This is a genomic window from Vitreoscilla filiformis (genome assembly GCF_002222655.1).
Taxonomy (GTDB): domain Bacteria; phylum Pseudomonadota; class Gammaproteobacteria; order Burkholderiales; family Burkholderiaceae_C; genus Ideonella; species Ideonella filiformis.
The window spans coordinates 2,750,352-2,767,182 of record NZ_CP022423.1 but is presented as its reverse complement, the minus strand read 5'-3'; the positions used below and the strand labels follow the sequence as shown (position 1 = coordinate 2,767,182).

Annotated in this window: 14 protein-coding genes and 1 tRNA gene; 10 read left to right on the top strand and 5 right to left on the bottom strand. The window is 60.4% G+C overall.

Translation table 11 applies throughout. The features are described from left to right. The first annotated feature begins 60 nt into the window (after nucleotides 1-60). Both clpB and nadB read left to right on the top strand, forming a co-directional pair. Nucleotides 61-2,652, top strand: a complete 2,592-nt coding sequence (gene clpB, locus VITFI_RS13010) for an ATP-dependent chaperone ClpB (protein ID WP_089417324.1) — start codon at nucleotides 61-63, stop codon at nucleotides 2,650-2,652. 113 nt (nucleotides 2,653-2,765) lie between these two features. Beyond that, entirely contained in the window at nucleotides 2,766-4,415 is a 1,650-nt protein-coding gene (gene nadB / locus VITFI_RS13005; protein ID WP_089417323.1) for an L-aspartate oxidase, read from the top strand. On the opposite strand, the gene nadC is transcribed toward nadB, so the two are convergent. Next, complete coding sequence (nadC, locus tag VITFI_RS13000) at nucleotides 4,412-5,278, bottom strand: carboxylating nicotinate-nucleotide diphosphorylase (RefSeq protein WP_089417322.1); 867 nt, start codon at nucleotides 5,276-5,278, stop codon at nucleotides 4,412-4,414. The two genes, nadB and nadC, sit on opposite strands and share 4 nt — an antisense overlap. Before the next feature lie 16 nt (nucleotides 5,279-5,294). Then, on the bottom strand, nucleotides 5,295-6,407 hold the full coding sequence (gene nadA / locus VITFI_RS12995; protein ID WP_089417321.1) for a quinolinate synthase NadA: 1,113 nt from the start codon (nucleotides 6,405-6,407) through the stop codon (nucleotides 5,295-5,297). Nucleotides 6,408-6,565: 158 nt separating this feature from the next. On the opposite strand from nadA, the gene rraA reads away from it, so the two are divergent. The 5 genes from rraA (at nucleotide 6,566) to VITFI_RS12970 (ending at nucleotide 13,765) form a co-directional block, all read left to right on the top strand. Further along, on the top strand, nucleotides 6,566-7,069 hold the full coding sequence (gene rraA, locus VITFI_RS12990; RefSeq protein WP_089417320.1) for a ribonuclease E activity regulator RraA: 504 nt from the start codon (nucleotides 6,566-6,568) through the stop codon (nucleotides 7,067-7,069). Between the two features lie 89 nt (nucleotides 7,070-7,158). Further along, on the top strand, nucleotides 7,159-7,932 hold the full coding sequence (locus VITFI_RS12985; RefSeq protein ID WP_157725681.1) for an Npun_F0296 family exosortase-dependent surface protein: 774 nt from the start codon (nucleotides 7,159-7,161) through the stop codon (nucleotides 7,930-7,932). 37 nt (nucleotides 7,933-7,969) lie between these two features. Beyond that, nucleotides 7,970-8,046 (top strand) — tRNA-Pro (locus VITFI_RS12980). Nucleotides 8,047-8,180: 134 nt separating this feature from the next. Beyond that, nucleotides 8,181-11,138, top strand: a complete 2,958-nt coding sequence (locus tag VITFI_RS12975; RefSeq protein ID WP_089417318.1) for a chemotaxis protein CheB — start codon at nucleotides 8,181-8,183, stop codon at nucleotides 11,136-11,138. Beyond that, nucleotides 11,135-13,765 carry a PAS domain-containing protein gene (locus tag VITFI_RS12970; RefSeq protein ID WP_198301474.1) on the top strand — a complete coding sequence of 877 codons (2,631 nt, stop codon included), beginning with the start codon at nucleotides 11,135-11,137 and terminating at the stop codon, nucleotides 13,763-13,765. Before VITFI_RS12975 ends, VITFI_RS12970 begins: the two co-directional genes overlap by 4 nt. On the opposite strand, the gene VITFI_RS12965 is transcribed toward VITFI_RS12970, so the two are convergent. After that, nucleotides 13,724-14,269: a cytochrome b/b6 domain-containing protein gene (locus tag VITFI_RS12965; protein ID WP_089417316.1), complete on the bottom strand. Its 546-nt coding sequence runs from the start codon at nucleotides 14,267-14,269 to the stop codon at nucleotides 13,724-13,726. The two genes, VITFI_RS12970 and VITFI_RS12965, sit on opposite strands and share 42 nt — an antisense overlap. A gap of 15 nt (nucleotides 14,270-14,284) precedes the next feature. Continuing rightward, entirely contained in the window at nucleotides 14,285-14,539 is a 255-nt protein-coding gene (locus tag VITFI_RS12960; RefSeq protein WP_089417315.1) for a PepSY domain-containing protein, read from the bottom strand. 115 nt (nucleotides 14,540-14,654) lie between these two features. Between VITFI_RS12960 and VITFI_RS12955 the strand changes: the two genes are divergently transcribed. The 3 genes from VITFI_RS12955 to VITFI_RS12945 are packed head-to-tail and all read left to right on the top strand — an operon-like array spanning nucleotide 14,655 to nucleotide 15,712. After that, complete coding sequence (locus tag VITFI_RS12955; RefSeq protein WP_089418152.1) at nucleotides 14,655-14,966, top strand: type II toxin-antitoxin system RelE/ParE family toxin; 312 nt, start codon at nucleotides 14,655-14,657, stop codon at nucleotides 14,964-14,966. A gap of 3 nt (nucleotides 14,967-14,969) precedes the next feature. Then, complete coding sequence (locus VITFI_RS12950) at nucleotides 14,970-15,308, top strand: addiction module antidote protein (RefSeq protein WP_089417314.1); 339 nt, start codon at nucleotides 14,970-14,972, stop codon at nucleotides 15,306-15,308. A 44-nt stretch (nucleotides 15,309-15,352) separates the two neighbouring features. Then, on the top strand, nucleotides 15,353-15,712 hold the full coding sequence (locus VITFI_RS12945) for a hypothetical protein (RefSeq protein ID WP_089417313.1): 360 nt from the start codon (nucleotides 15,353-15,355) through the stop codon (nucleotides 15,710-15,712). A gap of 87 nt (nucleotides 15,713-15,799) precedes the next feature. Here VITFI_RS12945 and VITFI_RS12940 read toward each other — a convergent pair whose 3' ends face one another. Beyond that, nucleotides 15,800-16,828, bottom strand: a complete 1,029-nt coding sequence (locus VITFI_RS12940) for a PDDEXK family nuclease (RefSeq protein ID WP_089417312.1) — start codon at nucleotides 16,826-16,828, stop codon at nucleotides 15,800-15,802. Nucleotides 16,829-16,831 lie beyond the last annotated feature (3 nt).

Here is a 16,831-nt window from a genome sequence, read left to right as displayed (position 1 = left end):
GCACGGGCTTGAAATCGGTGAGTGAGCGCCCCATGTCAGCCGCAGACGGAGGATTCATCCATGCGACTCGACAAGCTCACCACCGCTTTTCAACACGCCCTGGCCGACGCCCAAAGCCTGGCGCTCGGGCGCGATCATCCCTACATCGAGCCGGCCCATGTGCTGGCCGCCATGCTGGCGCAGCCGGACGGCCCCAAGGCCCTGCTGGATCGCGCCGGCGCCAACACCGCCGCCCTGAAAACGGCCATGGACACCGCACTCCAAGCCTTGCCGCAGGTGCAAGGCGGCGGGCAAATCCAGGCCGGGCGGGACTTGGTGCAACTGCTGCAAGCCGCCGACAAAGAAGCCACCAAGCGCGGTGACGCCTTCATCGCCAGCGAAATGTTCTTGCTGGCGCTGGCCGATGCCAAAACCGATCTGGGCGGCATCGTGCGCGGGCATGGCCTGACGCGCAAAGCGCTGGAATCGGCCATCGAAGCCGTGCGCGGCGGCCAAGCCGTCGATTCTGCTGAAGCCGAAGGCCAGCGCGAGGCGCTCAAAAAATTCACCCTCGATCTGACCGAACGCGCCCGCCAAGGCAAGCTCGACCCGGTGATCGGGCGGGATGACGAAATCCGCCGTGCCATCCAAGTGCTGCAACGCCGCAGCAAAAACAACCCGGTGCTGATCGGCGAACCGGGCGTGGGCAAGACAGCCATTGTGGAAGGGCTGGCGCAACGCATCGTCAACGGTGAAGTGCCGGACACCCTGCGCGATAAAAAAGTGCTGGTGCTGGACATGGCGGGCCTGCTGGCCGGCGCCAAGTTCCGGGGCGAGTTCGAGGAACGCCTGAAAGCCGTGTTGAAGGAGGTGGCGCAGGACGAAGGCCGCATCATCCTGTTCATCGACGAAATCCACACCATGGTGGGCGCTGGCAAGGCCGAGGGCGCCATCGACGCCGGCAACATGCTCAAGCCCGCCCTGGCGCGTGGCGAGCTGCACTGCATCGGCGCTACCACGCTGGACGAGTACCGCAAATATGTGGAAAAGGACGCCGCGTTGGAGCGTCGTTTCCAAAAAGTGCTGGTGGACGAACCGAGCGTGGAAGCCACCATCGCCATCCTGCGCGGTTTGCAGGAAAAGTACGAAGTGCATCACGGCGTGGAGATCACCGACCCGGCCATCGTCGCGGCGGCGGAACTCAGCCAGCGTTACATCACCGATCGCTTCTTGCCGGACAAGGCCATCGACCTGATCGATGAAGCGGCGGCCAAGATCAAGATCGAAATCGACTCCAAGCCGGAGGTCATGGACAAACTCGACCGCCGCATGATTCAGCTCAAAATCGAGCGCGAGGCGGTGAAGCGCGAGAAGGATGAGGCTTCGCAAAAACGCTTGGCGCTGATTGAGGAAGAAATTCTCAAACTCCAGCGCGAATACGCCGACCTGGAAGAGATTTGGAAGGCCGAAAAAGCCCAGGCCCAAGGTTCCGCCCAGGTGAAGGAAGAAATCGAGCGCATCAAGTTCCAGATCGAGGAATTGAAGCGCAAGGGCGATCTGAACAAAGTGGCCGAGCTGCAATACGGGCGCCTGCCTGAGCTGGAACACAAGCTCAAGGACGCCCAAGCCCGCGAGGCCGGTAAAGCCACCCAAGGCAAGGCACCGCGTTTGCTGCGCACTTTGGTGGGCGCGGAGGAAATCGCCGAAGTGGTGGCGCGGGCCACGGGCATTCCCGTCAGCAAACTGATGCAGGGCGAGCGCGACAAACTCTTGCAGATGGAGGCCAAACTGCACGAGCGCGTGGTCGGGCAAGACGAAGCCATCGTGGCGGTGGCGGATGCGATTCGCCGCAGCCGCGCCGGGCTGTCCGACCCGAACCGGCCACTGGGTTCCTTCCTGTTCCTCGGCCCGACGGGCGTGGGCAAAACCGAGTTGTGCAAGGCGCTGGCCGGTTTCCTGTTCGACAGCGAAGAGCACATGGTGCGCATCGACATGAGCGAGTTCATGGAAAAGCATTCCGTGAGCCGCTTGATCGGCGCGCCGCCGGGCTACGTCGGCTACGACGAAGGCGGCTACCTGACCGAAGCCGTGCGCCGCAAACCCTACAGCGTGCTGTTGCTGGACGAAGTGGAAAAAGCGCACCCGGATGTGTTCAACGTGCTGCTGCAAGTGCTGGACGATGGCCGCCTCACCGATGGTCAAGGCCGCACGGTGGACTTCAAAAACACCGTGATCGTGATGACGAGCAACCTCGGCTCGCAGCTCATCATGGCGATGGCCGGGCAGCCGGTGGACGATGTGCGCGACGCGGTGTGGGGCGAAGTCAAACAGCACTTCCGCCCGGAGTTTTTGAACCGCATCGACGAAACCGTGGTGTTCCATGCGCTGGATCAGCGGCACATCGCCGCCATTGCCCGGATTCAGCTCAAGGGGCTGGAAAATCGGCTGGCCAAGATGGAGATGAAGCTGGAGGTTTCCGACGAAGCGCTGGCCGAAATCGCCAAGGTGGGCTTCGATCCGCTGTTCGGGGCGCGGCCATTGAAGCGTGCCATCCAGCAGCGCATCGAAAACCCGGTGGCCAAACTGATCCTGTCCGGGCGCTTTGGGCCGAAGGATGTGATCCCGGTGGACGTGCGCGACGAGGCGTTTGTGTTCGAGCGCAAAGTCCATTGATGCCACAGCCAGGATGACAGCGCGATGACACCCGCCGCCCCCATGCCGGGGGCGGTTTTACAATGCGCCTCCCTTTTTCATGATGTAAGTCGCCCCCGGGCGACGGCTGGGGTATGAGCAAGACACCATCGAGCGTTGAAGCGGGGGCCGCGCTGCCCGTGGTCATCATCGGGGCGGGCCTGGCGGGCCTGACCGTGGCCCTGCACACCGCCAGCCAAGGCCGGCCGGTCGTGGTGCTGGCCAAGCGGTCGCTGGGCGAAGGCGCAACGGCGTGGGCGCAAGGCGGCATCGTCGGCGTGCTCGGGTCGGATGACAGCGTCGAATCCCATGTGCGCGACACGCAGGATGCCGGCGCTGGCCTGGTGGACGAAGAAACCGCCCGCTTCATCGCCCAAAACAGCGCCCAAGCGATTGAGTGGCTGGTGAACCAGGGCGTGCCGTTCTCGCCCGACCCGGACGGCCCGCTGGGCCTGCACCTGACGCGGGAAGGCGGCCACGCCGTGCGCCGCATCGCCCACGCGGCGGATGCCACCGGCAAAGCGATCCACGATGCGCTGATCGCCCAGGCACGCGCCCATCCGAACATCACGCTGCGCGAACGCTGCATGGCGGTGGATCTCATCACCAACCGCCATCTGAAGAAAAAAGTGCCGCCGCAGCCGCGCTGCCACGGCGTCTATGTGCTCAACATCGACACCCAAACGGTCGAAACCCAACCCGCGCAAGCCGTGGTGCTGGCCACCGGTGGCGTGGGCAAGGTGTACCGCTACACCAGCAACCCGGAAACCGCCACGGGCGACGGCATCGCCATGGCGTGGCGCGCCGGCTGCCGGGTGGCGAACATGGAGTTCATCCAGTTCCATCCGACCTGCCTCTATCACCCGCAAGATCGCACCTTCCTCATCACCGAGGCGCTGCGCGGCGAAGGCGGACACCTGAAGCTGCCCGACGGCACCCGCTTCATGCCCGCCCACGACGAACGCGCCGAACTGGCCCCGCGTGACATCGTCGCCCGTGCCATCGACTTTGAGATGAAGAAACACGGCATCGACCACGTTTGGCTTGATGCGTCGCACCTCGGGGAAACCTTCCTCAAAGAGCACTTCCCGACGATTTATGCACGTTGCCTGTCCTTGGGCATCGATATCGCCAAGCAACCCATCCCGGTGGTGCCGGCGGCGCATTACACCTGCGGCGGCGTCGTCACCGACCTGGAAGGCCGCACCGATTTGCCCGGCCTCTACGCCGTCGGCGAAGCGACCTACACCGGTTTGCACGGCGCCAACCGCTTGGCCAGCAATTCACTGCTCGAATGCGTGGTGATCGGGCGCACCTGCGCCGAGGCCATCCTCAGCGTGCCGCTGTGTGACCCGCGCCGCCTGCCGGCCTGGGATGAAAGTTTGGTGGAAAACGCCGACGAGCAAGTGGTGATCGCGCACAACTGGGACGAGCTGCGGCTGCTGATGTGGAACTACGTTGGCATCGTGCGCACCACGCGCCGGCTGGAGCGGGCACTGCACCGCATCAAGCTGCTGAGCGACGAAATCGACGAGTATTACGCCCATTTCCGCGTCAACCGCGATTTGCTGGAGCTGCGTAACCTGGTGGTGTGCGCCGAACTCATCGTGCGTTCGGCGCTGCGCCGCCATGAAAGCCGGGGCCTGCACTACAGCCGCGACTTCCCCGACACCCTGCCGGTGAGTTTCCCCACCGTGTTGACGCGCAAGGCCAAGAGCCAGCCTTACGCGCACAGCCCCGCTTAAACCGGGCCGAGGACGCGCATCGAATAATCGGTGGCCACCACGTCCTTGGTGAGCTTGCCGATGGAGATGCGATCCACGCCGGTGGCGGCGATGTCCCGCAGGCCGGCCAGCGTCACGCCGCCCGAGGCTTCGAGCAGGGCGCGGCCCGCCGTCAGGGCCACGGCCTCGCGCATCATGTCCAGGCTGAAGTTGTCCAGCAGCACGCTGGTGGCGCCAGCGGCCAGGGCTTCTTGCAGCTCGGCGATGCTTTCCACCTCGATCTGAATGTCCACCCCGGCGTTCAGCTCGGCGGCGTTCTTCAGCACTTGCGCAATGCCCCCCGCAGCGGCGATGTGGTTTTCTTTGATGAGAATGCCATGCCACAGCGCCAGGCGTTGATTCGCTCCGCCGCCCACGCGCACCGCGTATTTCTGCGCTTGGCGCAGGCCGGGGATCGTCTTGCGCGTGTCCAGCACCACACAACCACGCGGGTTGGGCGAAGCGCCGGCAATCGCATCCGCATGCACCCGGGTGATGCTGGCCGTGGCCGAGAGCAGTTGCAGGAAGTTCAGCGCCGGGCGTTCGGCGGAGAGCAGCGCACGGGCGTCGGCTTGCAGATCGCACACCGGCGTGTTGGCCGTCATGCGGTCGCCTTCGGCGTAGTGCCAGGTGATCTGGGCCGTCGGGTCGAGCGCCAGCAGACAATCGGCGAACCAATCCCGGCCACACAGCACCGCATCTTCGCGCACGATCACGCGGGCGTTGACGCGGCGGTCGGCAGGCGCCAGCAGCCCCGTCCAATCGGCGCGACCGATGTCTTCAAACAGGGCATCGCGCACATTGCGGGCGCGGGCTTCTTCCAGGGTTTCGTTGCGGTCAAACATCGCTGTGTTCCTTTGTTCAGGCGGCACCGATGCCGCGCACCATGCCTTGCACACGCGGCGCCAGGGCGCTCGGATGGGCAGCCACAAACCCCAACATGCGGTCGATACAGTTCACCGCCTCGCGGCCAATGACCGGATCGACGTGGATTTCCCCCACACCCTGCTCCAAACAATCGATCACACCTTGCAGGCCGTTCATCGCCATCCACGGGCAATGTGCGCAGCTCTTGCAGGTGGCCGAATTGCCAGCGGTGGGCGCTTCGATCAGCGTTTTGCCCGGCGCGAGTTGGCGCATGCGGTGCATGATGAGGTTGTCGGTGGCGACGATGTATTCCTGCGCGCTGCCGTGGATGACGGCGCTCAGCATTTGCGAGGTGGAGCCCACCACATCGGCCAGCTTCACCACACTTTCGGGCGATTCCGGGTGAACCAGCACCATCGCATTCGGGTGCTCGGCCTTGAGCAGTTCCAGCTCGGTGCCCTTGAACTCGTCGTGAACGATGCAGGCGCCGTTCCACAGCAGCATGTCCGCGCCGGTGTGCTGCTGGATGTAGCGGCCCAGGTGGCGATCTGGCGCCCAAATCAGCTTCTGGCCGGCGTCCTTCAAATGCTGGACGATGCCCAGGGCGCAAGAGCTCGTCACCATCCAATCGGCGCGGGCCTTCACAGCGGCACTGGTGTTGGCGTAGACGACGACTTGACGATCCGGGTGCGCGTCACAAAACGCTGTGAAATCGTCGATGGGGCAGCCCAGATCGAGCGAGCAGGTCGCATCCAGATCGGGCATCAGCACGCGCTTGGCGGGTGAAAGGATCTTGGCGGATTCGCCCATGAAACGCACACCGGCCACCACCAGCGTTTGGCTGGCGTGGTCGCGTCCAAAGCGTGCCATTTCGAGCGAATCGGCCACGCAGCCGCCGGTTTCCAGCGCCAAGTCTTGCAAATCACCGTCCACATAGTAGTGGGCGACGAGCACGGCGTTGTGCTGCTTCAGCAGCTCAGCCGCACGGGCTTTGCGTTCGCGGCGCTGCTCGGGTGTGAGCGGAGCGGGCACTTTGGCCCAAGCGTGGGCGGTGCAGGTGGCGCCGGTGGCGTCCTGGCGGTCATATTCGTAGGTTTGTTCAGTCATCGCACGGGCCTGAAAACGACAAGGCCCCGGTGTGAGTCGAGGAACAGCGGGGCCGGGCGGTGGGGCGCTATGGTAGCGGCCCCGTCCACCCCGACCGCCTGACAGGGGCACGACAGAGCCGCGTGCTAGCGTGCGCGCCGTTTTTTCAGGAGACACCGATGACCGATGCCCTCAACTTCTCCACCTGCGATTTGTGCGACGACCACAAGTCGGACGATTCCGGCGCCTTCCGCGTGCTGCCGCCGCTTTACACCGATTACGGCGCCCGCACGAAATTTGCCGGCCCGATTTCCACCGTGCGCTGCCTAGAAGACAACTCCCGCGTGCGCGAAGCGGTGAACTCCCCCGGCCATGGCCGCGTGCTGGTGGTGGACGGCGGCGGCGGGGTGCGACGCTCGCTGGTGGGCGGCTTGCTCGGGGCCGCAGCGGCGAAAAATGGCTGGGCGGGTGTGGTCGTTCACGGTGCTGTGCGCGACAAGGCCGAATTGGCCGCCTGCGACGTGGGCATCCGCGCCCTGGCGCTCACCCCCATGCCGACCGACCGCAAAGACCAAGGCCAGCGCGACGTGCCCATCCAAATCGGCGATGCCTGGATTCGCCCCGGTGAATGGCTGTACGCCGATGAGGATGGCATGGTGGTGATGCCGGCCCCGACCATCTGAGGTTCGCGTCCGGCCCGTTTGCAATGCCGTGACATTGAACGGGCCGGGTGGCCGCAAACTGCCTGCATTCTGAGTTGGAGGATGCTGACATGGCAACGCGGTTCACTCGTCTTGGTGCATGGGGTCTGTGGCTGGCGGGGGCTGCGTGGCTGCTGCCGCAAGCGCATGCCGAACAGTTCACCATCCGCTACGAAACTGGGGCAGCGGGTGCGCAGACCACCAGCGCCACGTTCAGCACCGTTGGGGTGGAAACGTTCGAATCGGTCTCGACAGGCTCGGGCAAAACCTACACCACGGACTTCGGCACCGGCGGCGCCATTTCCGCCACCTACCAAAACCTGCAAGTCAACAACGCGGATAAGTACGGCGGCGCCAATGGCAGCGGCCACTATGCCGTGACGTTCAGCAACACCGGCTACGAAATCAACTTCGGTGGTTCGGGTGTGAACTACTTTGGTTTTTGGCTGTCCGCGCTCGATGCCAACAACTACGTGACGTTTTACCGCGCCGGCCAAAAGCTGCTGGACTTCACCCCAGCCGACCTGCTGGCCATGGTGAATGGGCAATCGGCTTATTACGGCAACCCGAACGCGCCCTTCAAGGGGCAGAATGCCGGTGAACCTTACGCCTTCGTGAACTTCTTCAACGAAGGCGGCTACTTCGACCGCATCGTTTTCCGCCAAGCGGGCGGAGGGGGCTACGAATCGGACAACCACACCGTCGGCTTCTGGCAAACCCAGGGCACTGGGGCGGTGGTGTCGAGCATCCAAGTCACGGCGGTGCCAGAGCCGGGTTTGGCGGTGCTGTTTGGTTTGGGCAGCGTGGTGGCGCTGTCGGCGGCCCGTCGGCGTCGCGGGGCTTGAACAAACAGGAATTTTGCGGCTACAATGTCAGCTTCGTCGGAGCGTAGCGCAGTCTGGTAGCGCATCTGCTTTGGGAGCAGAGGGTCGCGAGTTCGAATCCCGCCGCTCCGACCACCCATCTGAACAAAGCCCCTAGGTTTCGGCCCAGGGGCTTTTTTCTTGCCCGTTGGCCGCAAGTGTGGTGAAAGCGTTGACAACAGAATCTAGGCATCACTGTCTAAGCTGTTTTTCAATCGGGTTGACGCCACATGACCGACGACCATCTCACGCTGGGGACGCCCTCCGAGCCGTCAACGCTGGCCACGCCGGTTTCGGTGTTCACGGGTCATGTGGTGTGCATAGGGGCTTCGGCAGGTGGGCTGGATGCGCTAGAGCGATTTTTTCGGCACTGCCCCAACCACACGGGGGCTGCATTTGTGGTGATCCAGCACCTGTCGCCGGACCACAAAAGCATGATGTGCAACCTGCTGGCACGACACACCCGCATGCCCGTGGTGCTGGTGCAAGATGGCATGGACATCCAGCCCGATCGGTTGCACCTCATCCCGCCCGGGTCGGTGATGCACGTCCGGGAGGGGCACTTGCATTTAACGCCCAAGAATCCCCATGGTTTGACGCTGCCCATTGATATTTTCTTCAATGCCCTGGCGCGTGCTTGCGGCCCACGTGCGGTGGGCGTGATTTTGTCCGGAACCGGAACCGATGGAACCCGTGGGGCGACGGCCCTCAATGAAGCAGGAGGGTTTTTGATGGCACAGGAACCCGAGTCTGCTTCTTTTGACGGCATGCCGCGCAGTGTCATTGCCACGGGTTTGGTGGATGCAGTGTTGCCACCTGAAAAGTTACCTTTGCGCCTGCTGAGTCATCTGAACAAAAATGCAGCGCCCGCAGAAGGGGGCTTTGTACCGATTCAGCGCTACGCGACGCTGAATCCCCAGGAAGTTTTTTCTGCTATTTTGCAGTTGCTCCATCAAATAGGCGGTATTGATTTTTCGGATTATAAATCGTCCACCCTCATGCGGCGGATTGATCGGCGGCAGCAGGTGAGGCACACTCCTGAGTTGCACCAATATCTGGAGCTGTTGGAAAATGACCGGGCGGAGGTCATCACCCTGCGGCGTGAGTTGTTGATTTCAGTGACCAGTTTTTTCCGAGATCCAGAAACGTTCAACCTGCTGGCAGAAAAAGTCATCGCCCCCATGGTTGCTGCCAAATCGGCGGGGGAGACGATCCGTGTTTGGATTGCGGGTGTGGCCACTGGTGAAGAGGCTTACAGTGTCGGTATTTTGTTTCTGGAAGCGTTTGAGAACGCCCGTCTTTGGCCTCATTTGAAAATATTCGCCACCGATGTGGATCAGCAGTGTGTGGCGACCGCCGGTATGGGCCAGTATCCAGAGTCGGCGGCGGCTGAAATTCATCCAGAGCGGTTGGAGCGTTTTTTTGTCCGCAAAGACCGTGTTTTTTATGTCAAAAATGATTTGCGGCAATGTGTGGTTTTTGCGCGCCACAACTTGCTGGCCGATCCTCCATTTACCAAAATGGATTTGGTGGTTTGCCGTAACACGCTGATTTATTTCAATTTGTTTGCCCAGGAACGTGCGTTGCGGTCGCTGCAATATGCGCTGAATGATGGTGGGGTGTTGCTGCTTGGCGCCAGTGAATCCTTTGCGGCAGTGGCCGATGGGGTTCACGTCATCAATGCCCAGCACAAATTGTTTCGCCGTAAAGGGCCTTCGGTGCTGCTACCAGCGGCTCGTCGGATTGCCGATGTGGCTCGGCCACTGCCCACCGGTAAAACCATGCCTGTGGTGCGCCAGCGCCGTCAAGCTCCTGGTGCATTTTCAGAGGCAGGTTTGCAAACCCTGATGGCTCGATTTGCTCCACCCGCCATGCTTGTGAACGCCCATCACGAAGTTTTGCACTTGTATGGTGCTGTGTCCCGCTACTTTCGAGCGAAGGAGGGGGTGGCGAGTTTGGATGTGTGCCGTTTGTTGCCCGATGAGTTGGTACCTGTCGCTTCGGCGCTACTTTACAAAGTGGAGCGTGACCGGACTTCGCTGTCATCCAATGTCCTCGCAGTACAGGTGCCAGGTGAGGGGCGGGTGGGGCTGCGATTGTCGGCTCATCCAGTGGAGTCCGATGGCGAGGCGTGTTTGACGCTGCTGTGTTTTGAATCCGAAGAAACCACACAAGAGGGTGTAACGGAGACGCCGCCTGCCATCAATGTTCATTCTGAAGCCGCCGATCGCTTGGCGATTTTGGAGCGAGAGTTGGCCGCCACGCGAGAAAATCTTCAAGCGACCATCGAAGAATTAGAGGCTTCGAACGAAGAGTTGCAGGCCACCAACGAAGAAATGATGGCTTCTAATGAGGAGCTGCAAAGCTCGAACGAAGAATTACAGTCAGTGAACGAAGAAATGAGCACCGTAAATGCAGAATTGCAGGAAAAAATGCTGCTGCTCAGCCGTGTTAATGCTGATTTAGATAGCATGGCCAAAGCTGCGGGCGTCGCTACGGTTTTTGTTGATGGGCATTTCAATATCACGCGCTTCAGCCCGGATGCGACCCAGATTTTCAAGCTGAGAGAAACTGATTTGGGGCGTCAATTGGACGATATCACCCACGTGCTTGATTATCCTGAGCTGATGGAAGATCTGGGGCGAACGCTGAAGTTGCAGCGGTTGCTAGAGCGGGAGGTTCTGTCTGCCGATGGGAAACGCACGTTCTTGGTACGGATGTTGCCCTATTTGGTTCCTTCGAGCATCGATCGCGGGGCCGTGGCCACCTTTGTGGACGTGACAGCCATTCATGACGCCAGACGGCTGCAAGCCATCATAGACGCTTTGCCGGAGCACATTGCGGTGGTCGATCCCGTGGGGGTCATCTGCATGGTCAATGCGGCATGGCGGCGGTTTGCGCAGGCCAACGGTGACCCTGACATGGTGCGAACCGGGGTAGGTGTGAATTATTTGGAGGTCTGCCAAGTTCGGCATCCCCCAGATCAATCCCCCATTGATACGGTGCTGAAGGGGTTGCGTCAGGTGTTGGATGGGTCACTGCCCCGGTTTTCTCTGGAATACTCATGCCATTCACCCACGGAGCAGCGGTGGTTTGTCATGCACGCTGCCCCCATCATTGGCGTTGAATATGGCGCTGTCATCAGCCACGTCAACATCACCTCATGGTATTTGAAGGAAGCGTCGTGACCTCATCGACTTTGAACCTGGGCACGTTGCGCGAACGAGCCCGACAACTGATGGCTCACTTCGACACGGATCGGCAAGCCGAAAGCCACGATCCCCAAGGGCAGATCGAACGCCTGCTGGAAGGGCTGCGAATTTATCAAACAGAGTTGGAGTCGCAAAACCAAGAGCTGAGTCAAGCCCAAGCGCTTCTTGCCACTCATTTGGAGCGTTACCAACATCTTTTCGAATTTATCCCACTGCCGTGCTTGGTGATCGATGAGCGGGGTTGCTTGCTTGAAATCAACCAACAGGCTCAGTTGGAGTTGGGTTTGTCGGCCCGCGAGGGGCGAATGCGTCGAGCGGCATTCCAATTATTCGAGCCCAGCAGCCGTGAGGCCCTGCATCGGTTATTGCATCACCGTGATCCGTGTTTGCCGCAGGTGGCCCGGCGCTTGCACTTGCGGGCCGACTATGGCGGCGCATGTGTCGATATCCACATGATTCAACTGGAATCGCAGTTTGAGGCATGTGGTTTATTGGTGCTGGTGGATAAATCAGCCGACATGGGCCTGGAAGCGCTGGACACCCGGTTCAGAAAATTAGCGTCCCATGTGCCTGGGATGTTGTATCAATACCAGTTATGGCCTGATGGCCGGTCGGCATTTCCGTATGCCACCGAGGGCATTCGCGACATTTACGGCGTCAGCCCTCAGGAGGTTGAGACGGATGCATCACCGATTCTGAAAGTTTTGCACCCAGATGATACCCGGCGGGTATGGGAGGGGGTTCAAGCCTCTGCACAGCACATGACACGGTGGCATGACGAGTACCGGGTATGCAGGGCGGATGGCCGCATTCTTTGGGTCGAAGGAGAAGCCTCACCTGAGCGGCAAGCCGATGGCAGTGTGATCTGGCACGGGTACATTCGAGACATCACCGCTCGCAAGAACGAGCAAAATGCGGTCAAAACTTCGCAGGAACGGCTGTCTAACATCATTTGGGCCACCGATGTGGGAACGTGGGAGTGGCATGTTCCGACCGGCATTGTGCAGTTCAATGAACGTTGGGCCGAAATTGCTGGTTATACACTGGCGGAATTACAGCCGATTTCAATTCAAACGTGGGTTTCCTTGGTTCACCCCGAAGATTTGATTCAATCGAATCAGCGGCTGAAAGCTCATTTCTCTGGCGTTTCCTCAGCCTACGAGTGTGAAGTGCGTATTCGGCATCGCGATGGGCACTGGGTTTGGATTTTGGATCGTGGCAAGCTGATTTCCCGGGATGAAACCGGTGCGCCGCTGTGGATGGCGGGAACCCACCTCGACATTTCGCGGCAGAAAGCAACAGAGCATTCTTTGGCCCACGCCAACCGACAGCTCAGCGATCGGGGTGAGCAGTTAAGAGATTTGGTTGAGGTACGGACAGCGGCATTGTCCATTGCCAAGGAGGCTGCCGAAGCGGCCAATCGTGCCAAAACGGCTTTTCTTGCCAACATGAGCCATGAGTTGCGCACGCCGATGAATGGGATCATGGGCATGATCGGTTTGGTCAAGCGAAAGATCACCGATCCTGTGACACGGGATCGGCTGGAGAAAGCCGAAAAAGCTTCCCAGCATTTACTTGCGTTGATCAATGATGTATTAGATATTTCTAAAATAGAAGCCGATCGACTGGCACTGGAAGAATTGAAATTTACCCTGGGTGAATTTTTGGAAAACGTCCGGAATCTCAGTCAACCCATGGCGAGTGACAAGGGCTTGACGCTGACCGTGTCGGTGCAGCCTGAGCTGGCCAAGCTGTGTTTGCTGGGTGACTCTTTGCGATTGGGGCAAGTTGTACTGAATTTGGTGGGCAATGCCATCAAATTCACTTCGGCCGGGGTTGTGCGGGTGTCGGCCCAAGTCGAAAAAACGGCCGAGGTGTCCATCCTGGTTCGGTTCACTGTCCGCGATGATGGAATCGGGATCGCGCCCAGCGAGCGTGAGCGGATTTTCAGTGCATTTGAGCAGGCAGACGTTTCAACCACACGCCAGTATGGTGGTACGGGCCTGGGATTGACCATCAGCAAGCGGCTGGTTCAATTGATGGGGGGGCGCATTGGGGTGGACAGCGAACCCGGACGTGGCAGCACGTTTTGGTTCACGGTGCCTTTCAAACGGGCCGATTTGCCTGAGGAGCGCACGGTGGCCGTTGTCACCTTGGATGCCGGCCACCGCATCCGGACGCAGTTTGCAGGGCGGCATGTGTTGTTGGTGGAAGATGATCCCACCAACCAAGAAATTGCCTGGGTACTTTTAGATGAAGTCGGGCTGGTGGCCGACGTCGCGCAAGATGGTTTACAAGCGCTTGAGCGTATCCGCCTGCGGGACTACGACTTGATTTTGATGGACATGCAGATGCCCCGCATGGATGGCCTGAGCGCAACCCGGGCCATCCGGCAAAGTCCGGGCCGATCGTCGGCCATTCCCGTTGTCGCCATGACTGCCAATGTGTTCGAAGACGATTGGCACAAGTGCATGGCTGCCGGCATGAACGATTTCATTGCCAAACCCTTCGAGCCGGAGCGCATGTATGGGGTCATCCTGAGATGGTTGGCCAATTCGGCTTCATCGGAAACGCTTGATCCCGGTGATCATGGCGCCGATTAAATTCACCCGTTCAAAATGGCTCATGACCAGCGCTGCCGTGGCATGCAAACCAGCGGCCACCAGTAAAACATTGGCCAAAACCTCGTGCAATTCTTGAAGCCACTCTTCCCCAAAATAGGCATCCGTGCCTTGTAACCACCCCGTCAGGCCCAGCGATATCACCAAGGCCATCAGTGCCAACATCATCACGGCGCCCAGCGGGTTGTGCCCGAGATAACGCGGGTGTTCGCGCCGGCGCAGCGCAGAAAAGTGACGCATCAACCGCTGTGGGGTAGGGAAAAAATCCGAGAAACGGGCGTGTGGGCTGCCTACAAACCCCCATGCGAATCGAATCACCACTGCGCCGCAGGCGACGTACCCTGCCCACTCATGGGCAGAATCACCTTCTTCGAGGATGAATTCGTTGAGCATGACGCAGGCGACCAGGCTCCAGTGACAGATCCGAACGACCGGATCCCAGACGCGAACAGATTCCGGTGTGGCCGGCGTGACAGGGTTTTGCATGGTCAGCCCATCCTATTACTTGCGCTCGATTTCTGCGCCAGTGGCCGGGTCGAAATAAATCTCAACCTTTTGGCCGGCTTTGTCAAAGCCGTAAATTTCGTAGCATTTTCCCTTGCTGACCTTGAAGGTTTTGATTTGATAACCTTGCTTTTCTTGCATGGCCTTGAAATCGGCTTCTTTCATCCATTTTTCTTGAGGAACCGAGCAAGTCGGGCCGGCCCAAGCAGTGGCGCTCAAGGTCAGGGCAATGGCAGTGAGGATGTATTTCATGGTGCGTGCGTGTTTCAGAAGAAGTGGCCACAACGTGTGTCCACAGGTAGGCATTGCACTCTCCGGAGGTTAAGGCCCGCTTAAATAAGTGTCATCGATCGATTACAATGGCCCCATGCTCACCATCAAGCGAACCCCTTCGTTCGATGCCTGGTTTGCCAGCCTGGGCACGCACCCGACCCGAAGCCGGGTGCTGCTGAGGCTGCGCAAGACGCAGATGGGTGTTTTGGATACCACCGTGCCCGTCGGGCAGGGGGTGTACGAGATGCGCGAGCCCACCTGTCCAGGGTGGCGGCTGTATTACGTCCAGCGCGGCAGCGTGCTGGTTTTCATGCTCGGAGGTGACGAGCATTCGCTTCAGCACAAAGACGTTGTCGCGGCGCAAGCTGTGGCGGCAGCGCTCGACGACTCAGACCAGGAGACATGAGCCATGGGCAAGCGTGACACGCTGACGTTGCAGGATCTTCCCGATTTCGATGTCGCCGAGTACCTGACGGACAAGACCGTCATGGCCCAGTACCTGACGGCTGCGCTGGAAGATGGGGATGCCCGTCTCGTGGCGGCGGTGCTGGGCGACATCGCCAAGGCGCGTGGCATGACCGCCATCTCTCGCGCCTCTGGCTTGAGCCGCGAGGCGCTCTACAAAGCACTGCGCCCGGATGCCCAACCGCGCTTGGACACCATTCACCGCGTCTGTCGGGCTCTGGGCGTGCGCCTGGTGGCCGTGCCAGATGCACACCCTTCTCCCCCCGCACCGCCGATACCCTGATCGCGGTGCTCTCTGCCAGATGTTTCTAAAGGAAGGATGACCTCATGGCAACGATTCGACAAAGTCTTGATGAGCTGATGACCTGTGACGGTTCCATGTGCGCCGCCGTGGTGGATTCGGAAAGCGGCATGATGCTGGGCTCGACCGGCAGTGGCTTGGACATGGAAATCGCCGCCGCCGCCAACACTGAGGTGATGCGTGCCAAGCTCAAAGCCATGCGCCAATTGGGTTTGAACGATGTCATCGAAGACATCCTCATCACCCTGGGCAAGCAGTACCACCTGCTGCGCCCGCTGACCCGCAAAGAAGGCGCGTTCATCTACTTCGTGCTGGACAAGAGCCGTGCGAACTTGGCCCTGGCGCGTCGTAAAACCCACGATGTGGATCAGAACCTGACGTTCTGACGCACGTTGTGGGCGGGCCCCGTCTCAACCGGTGGGGCCTTCCGGACAATCCACGCGACCGCGTGCCTTGTCCTCTTGCTGATACCGTTAAGCGCCGCTCAAGCTGGCCAAGTGCTTGGGCAACGTGCCCAGGTTGACAAACGTCAGCTCGTACATCGCGGACAGGCCGGCGGCCTGTTCGTCCGTCAGGTCGGTGGAGCACAGGATGAAACGCTGGCGCTCCAGCCCCAGGCGCTTGCGCAGGCGCAAGTATTTGTCGATGTCGCGGCGGAATTCGCCGGATTTGCACTCGATGCACAGCGGGGCTTGCCCGTCCGGCAACAGCACGACGTCCAGCTCGTGCAAATCCTCGTTCGGGAAGACCACTTGCACGCCGCGTGCGCATGAGAAACGGCGCTGCTTGAACGCGTCGATCGTCTGCCCGAAGACAAACCACTCCAGCCAGCCGCCTTCAAAGAATTGGCGCACTGCCGGAGTGCTTTGCACGTTCAAACGCACAATCTTTTCCGGCTTTTGGTAGATGTATCGCGCAAAAAACGTGTGGCTGTAGAGCTGGCGGCACAGGTGGGTGATGGCTTGAACGTCTTTCTGCGCCAAGTTCGCCAATTCAAGGTGCAGTGTGGTGTGGCCCTTGCGGTAGGCGTAGCGCACGCGCTCGATCAGCTCGCCGAACAGCGCGAAGTTTTCACCCAACAAATGTGCCGCATCGTCAAAAAAGCCGGTGGTGTCCACGCGGCTGAAATCAAAGCGTGCGTTGATGTGGCGGCTGGCAAACCATTTTTCCAGCGGCGCGTGCTGTTCTGCGGTGGCCAACACGGAGGTGTTGTGCAAGTCCACATCGGCCAAGTCAGCGGCGGGTGCTGGCGCAGGTGAGGGCACCGCATCGGCCACCGGCGTGGCTTCCCCATTGACCTCGGCTTCCAGCTCCTCGACTTGCAGCTTGAGCGCCTTGATTTCCTTGAGCGCATTCAGGTAACGCTCGATGAGCTGCTGGGCGTAGAACACCGTGCCGTACACCGTGCTGGGCGTGCCGCAGCGCAGGCAGGGGTCTTTCTGACCCACAGGGGAGCCGGTTTCTGCGATGTAACCGCACTTGGCGCAACGGTAGAGGGCCATGGT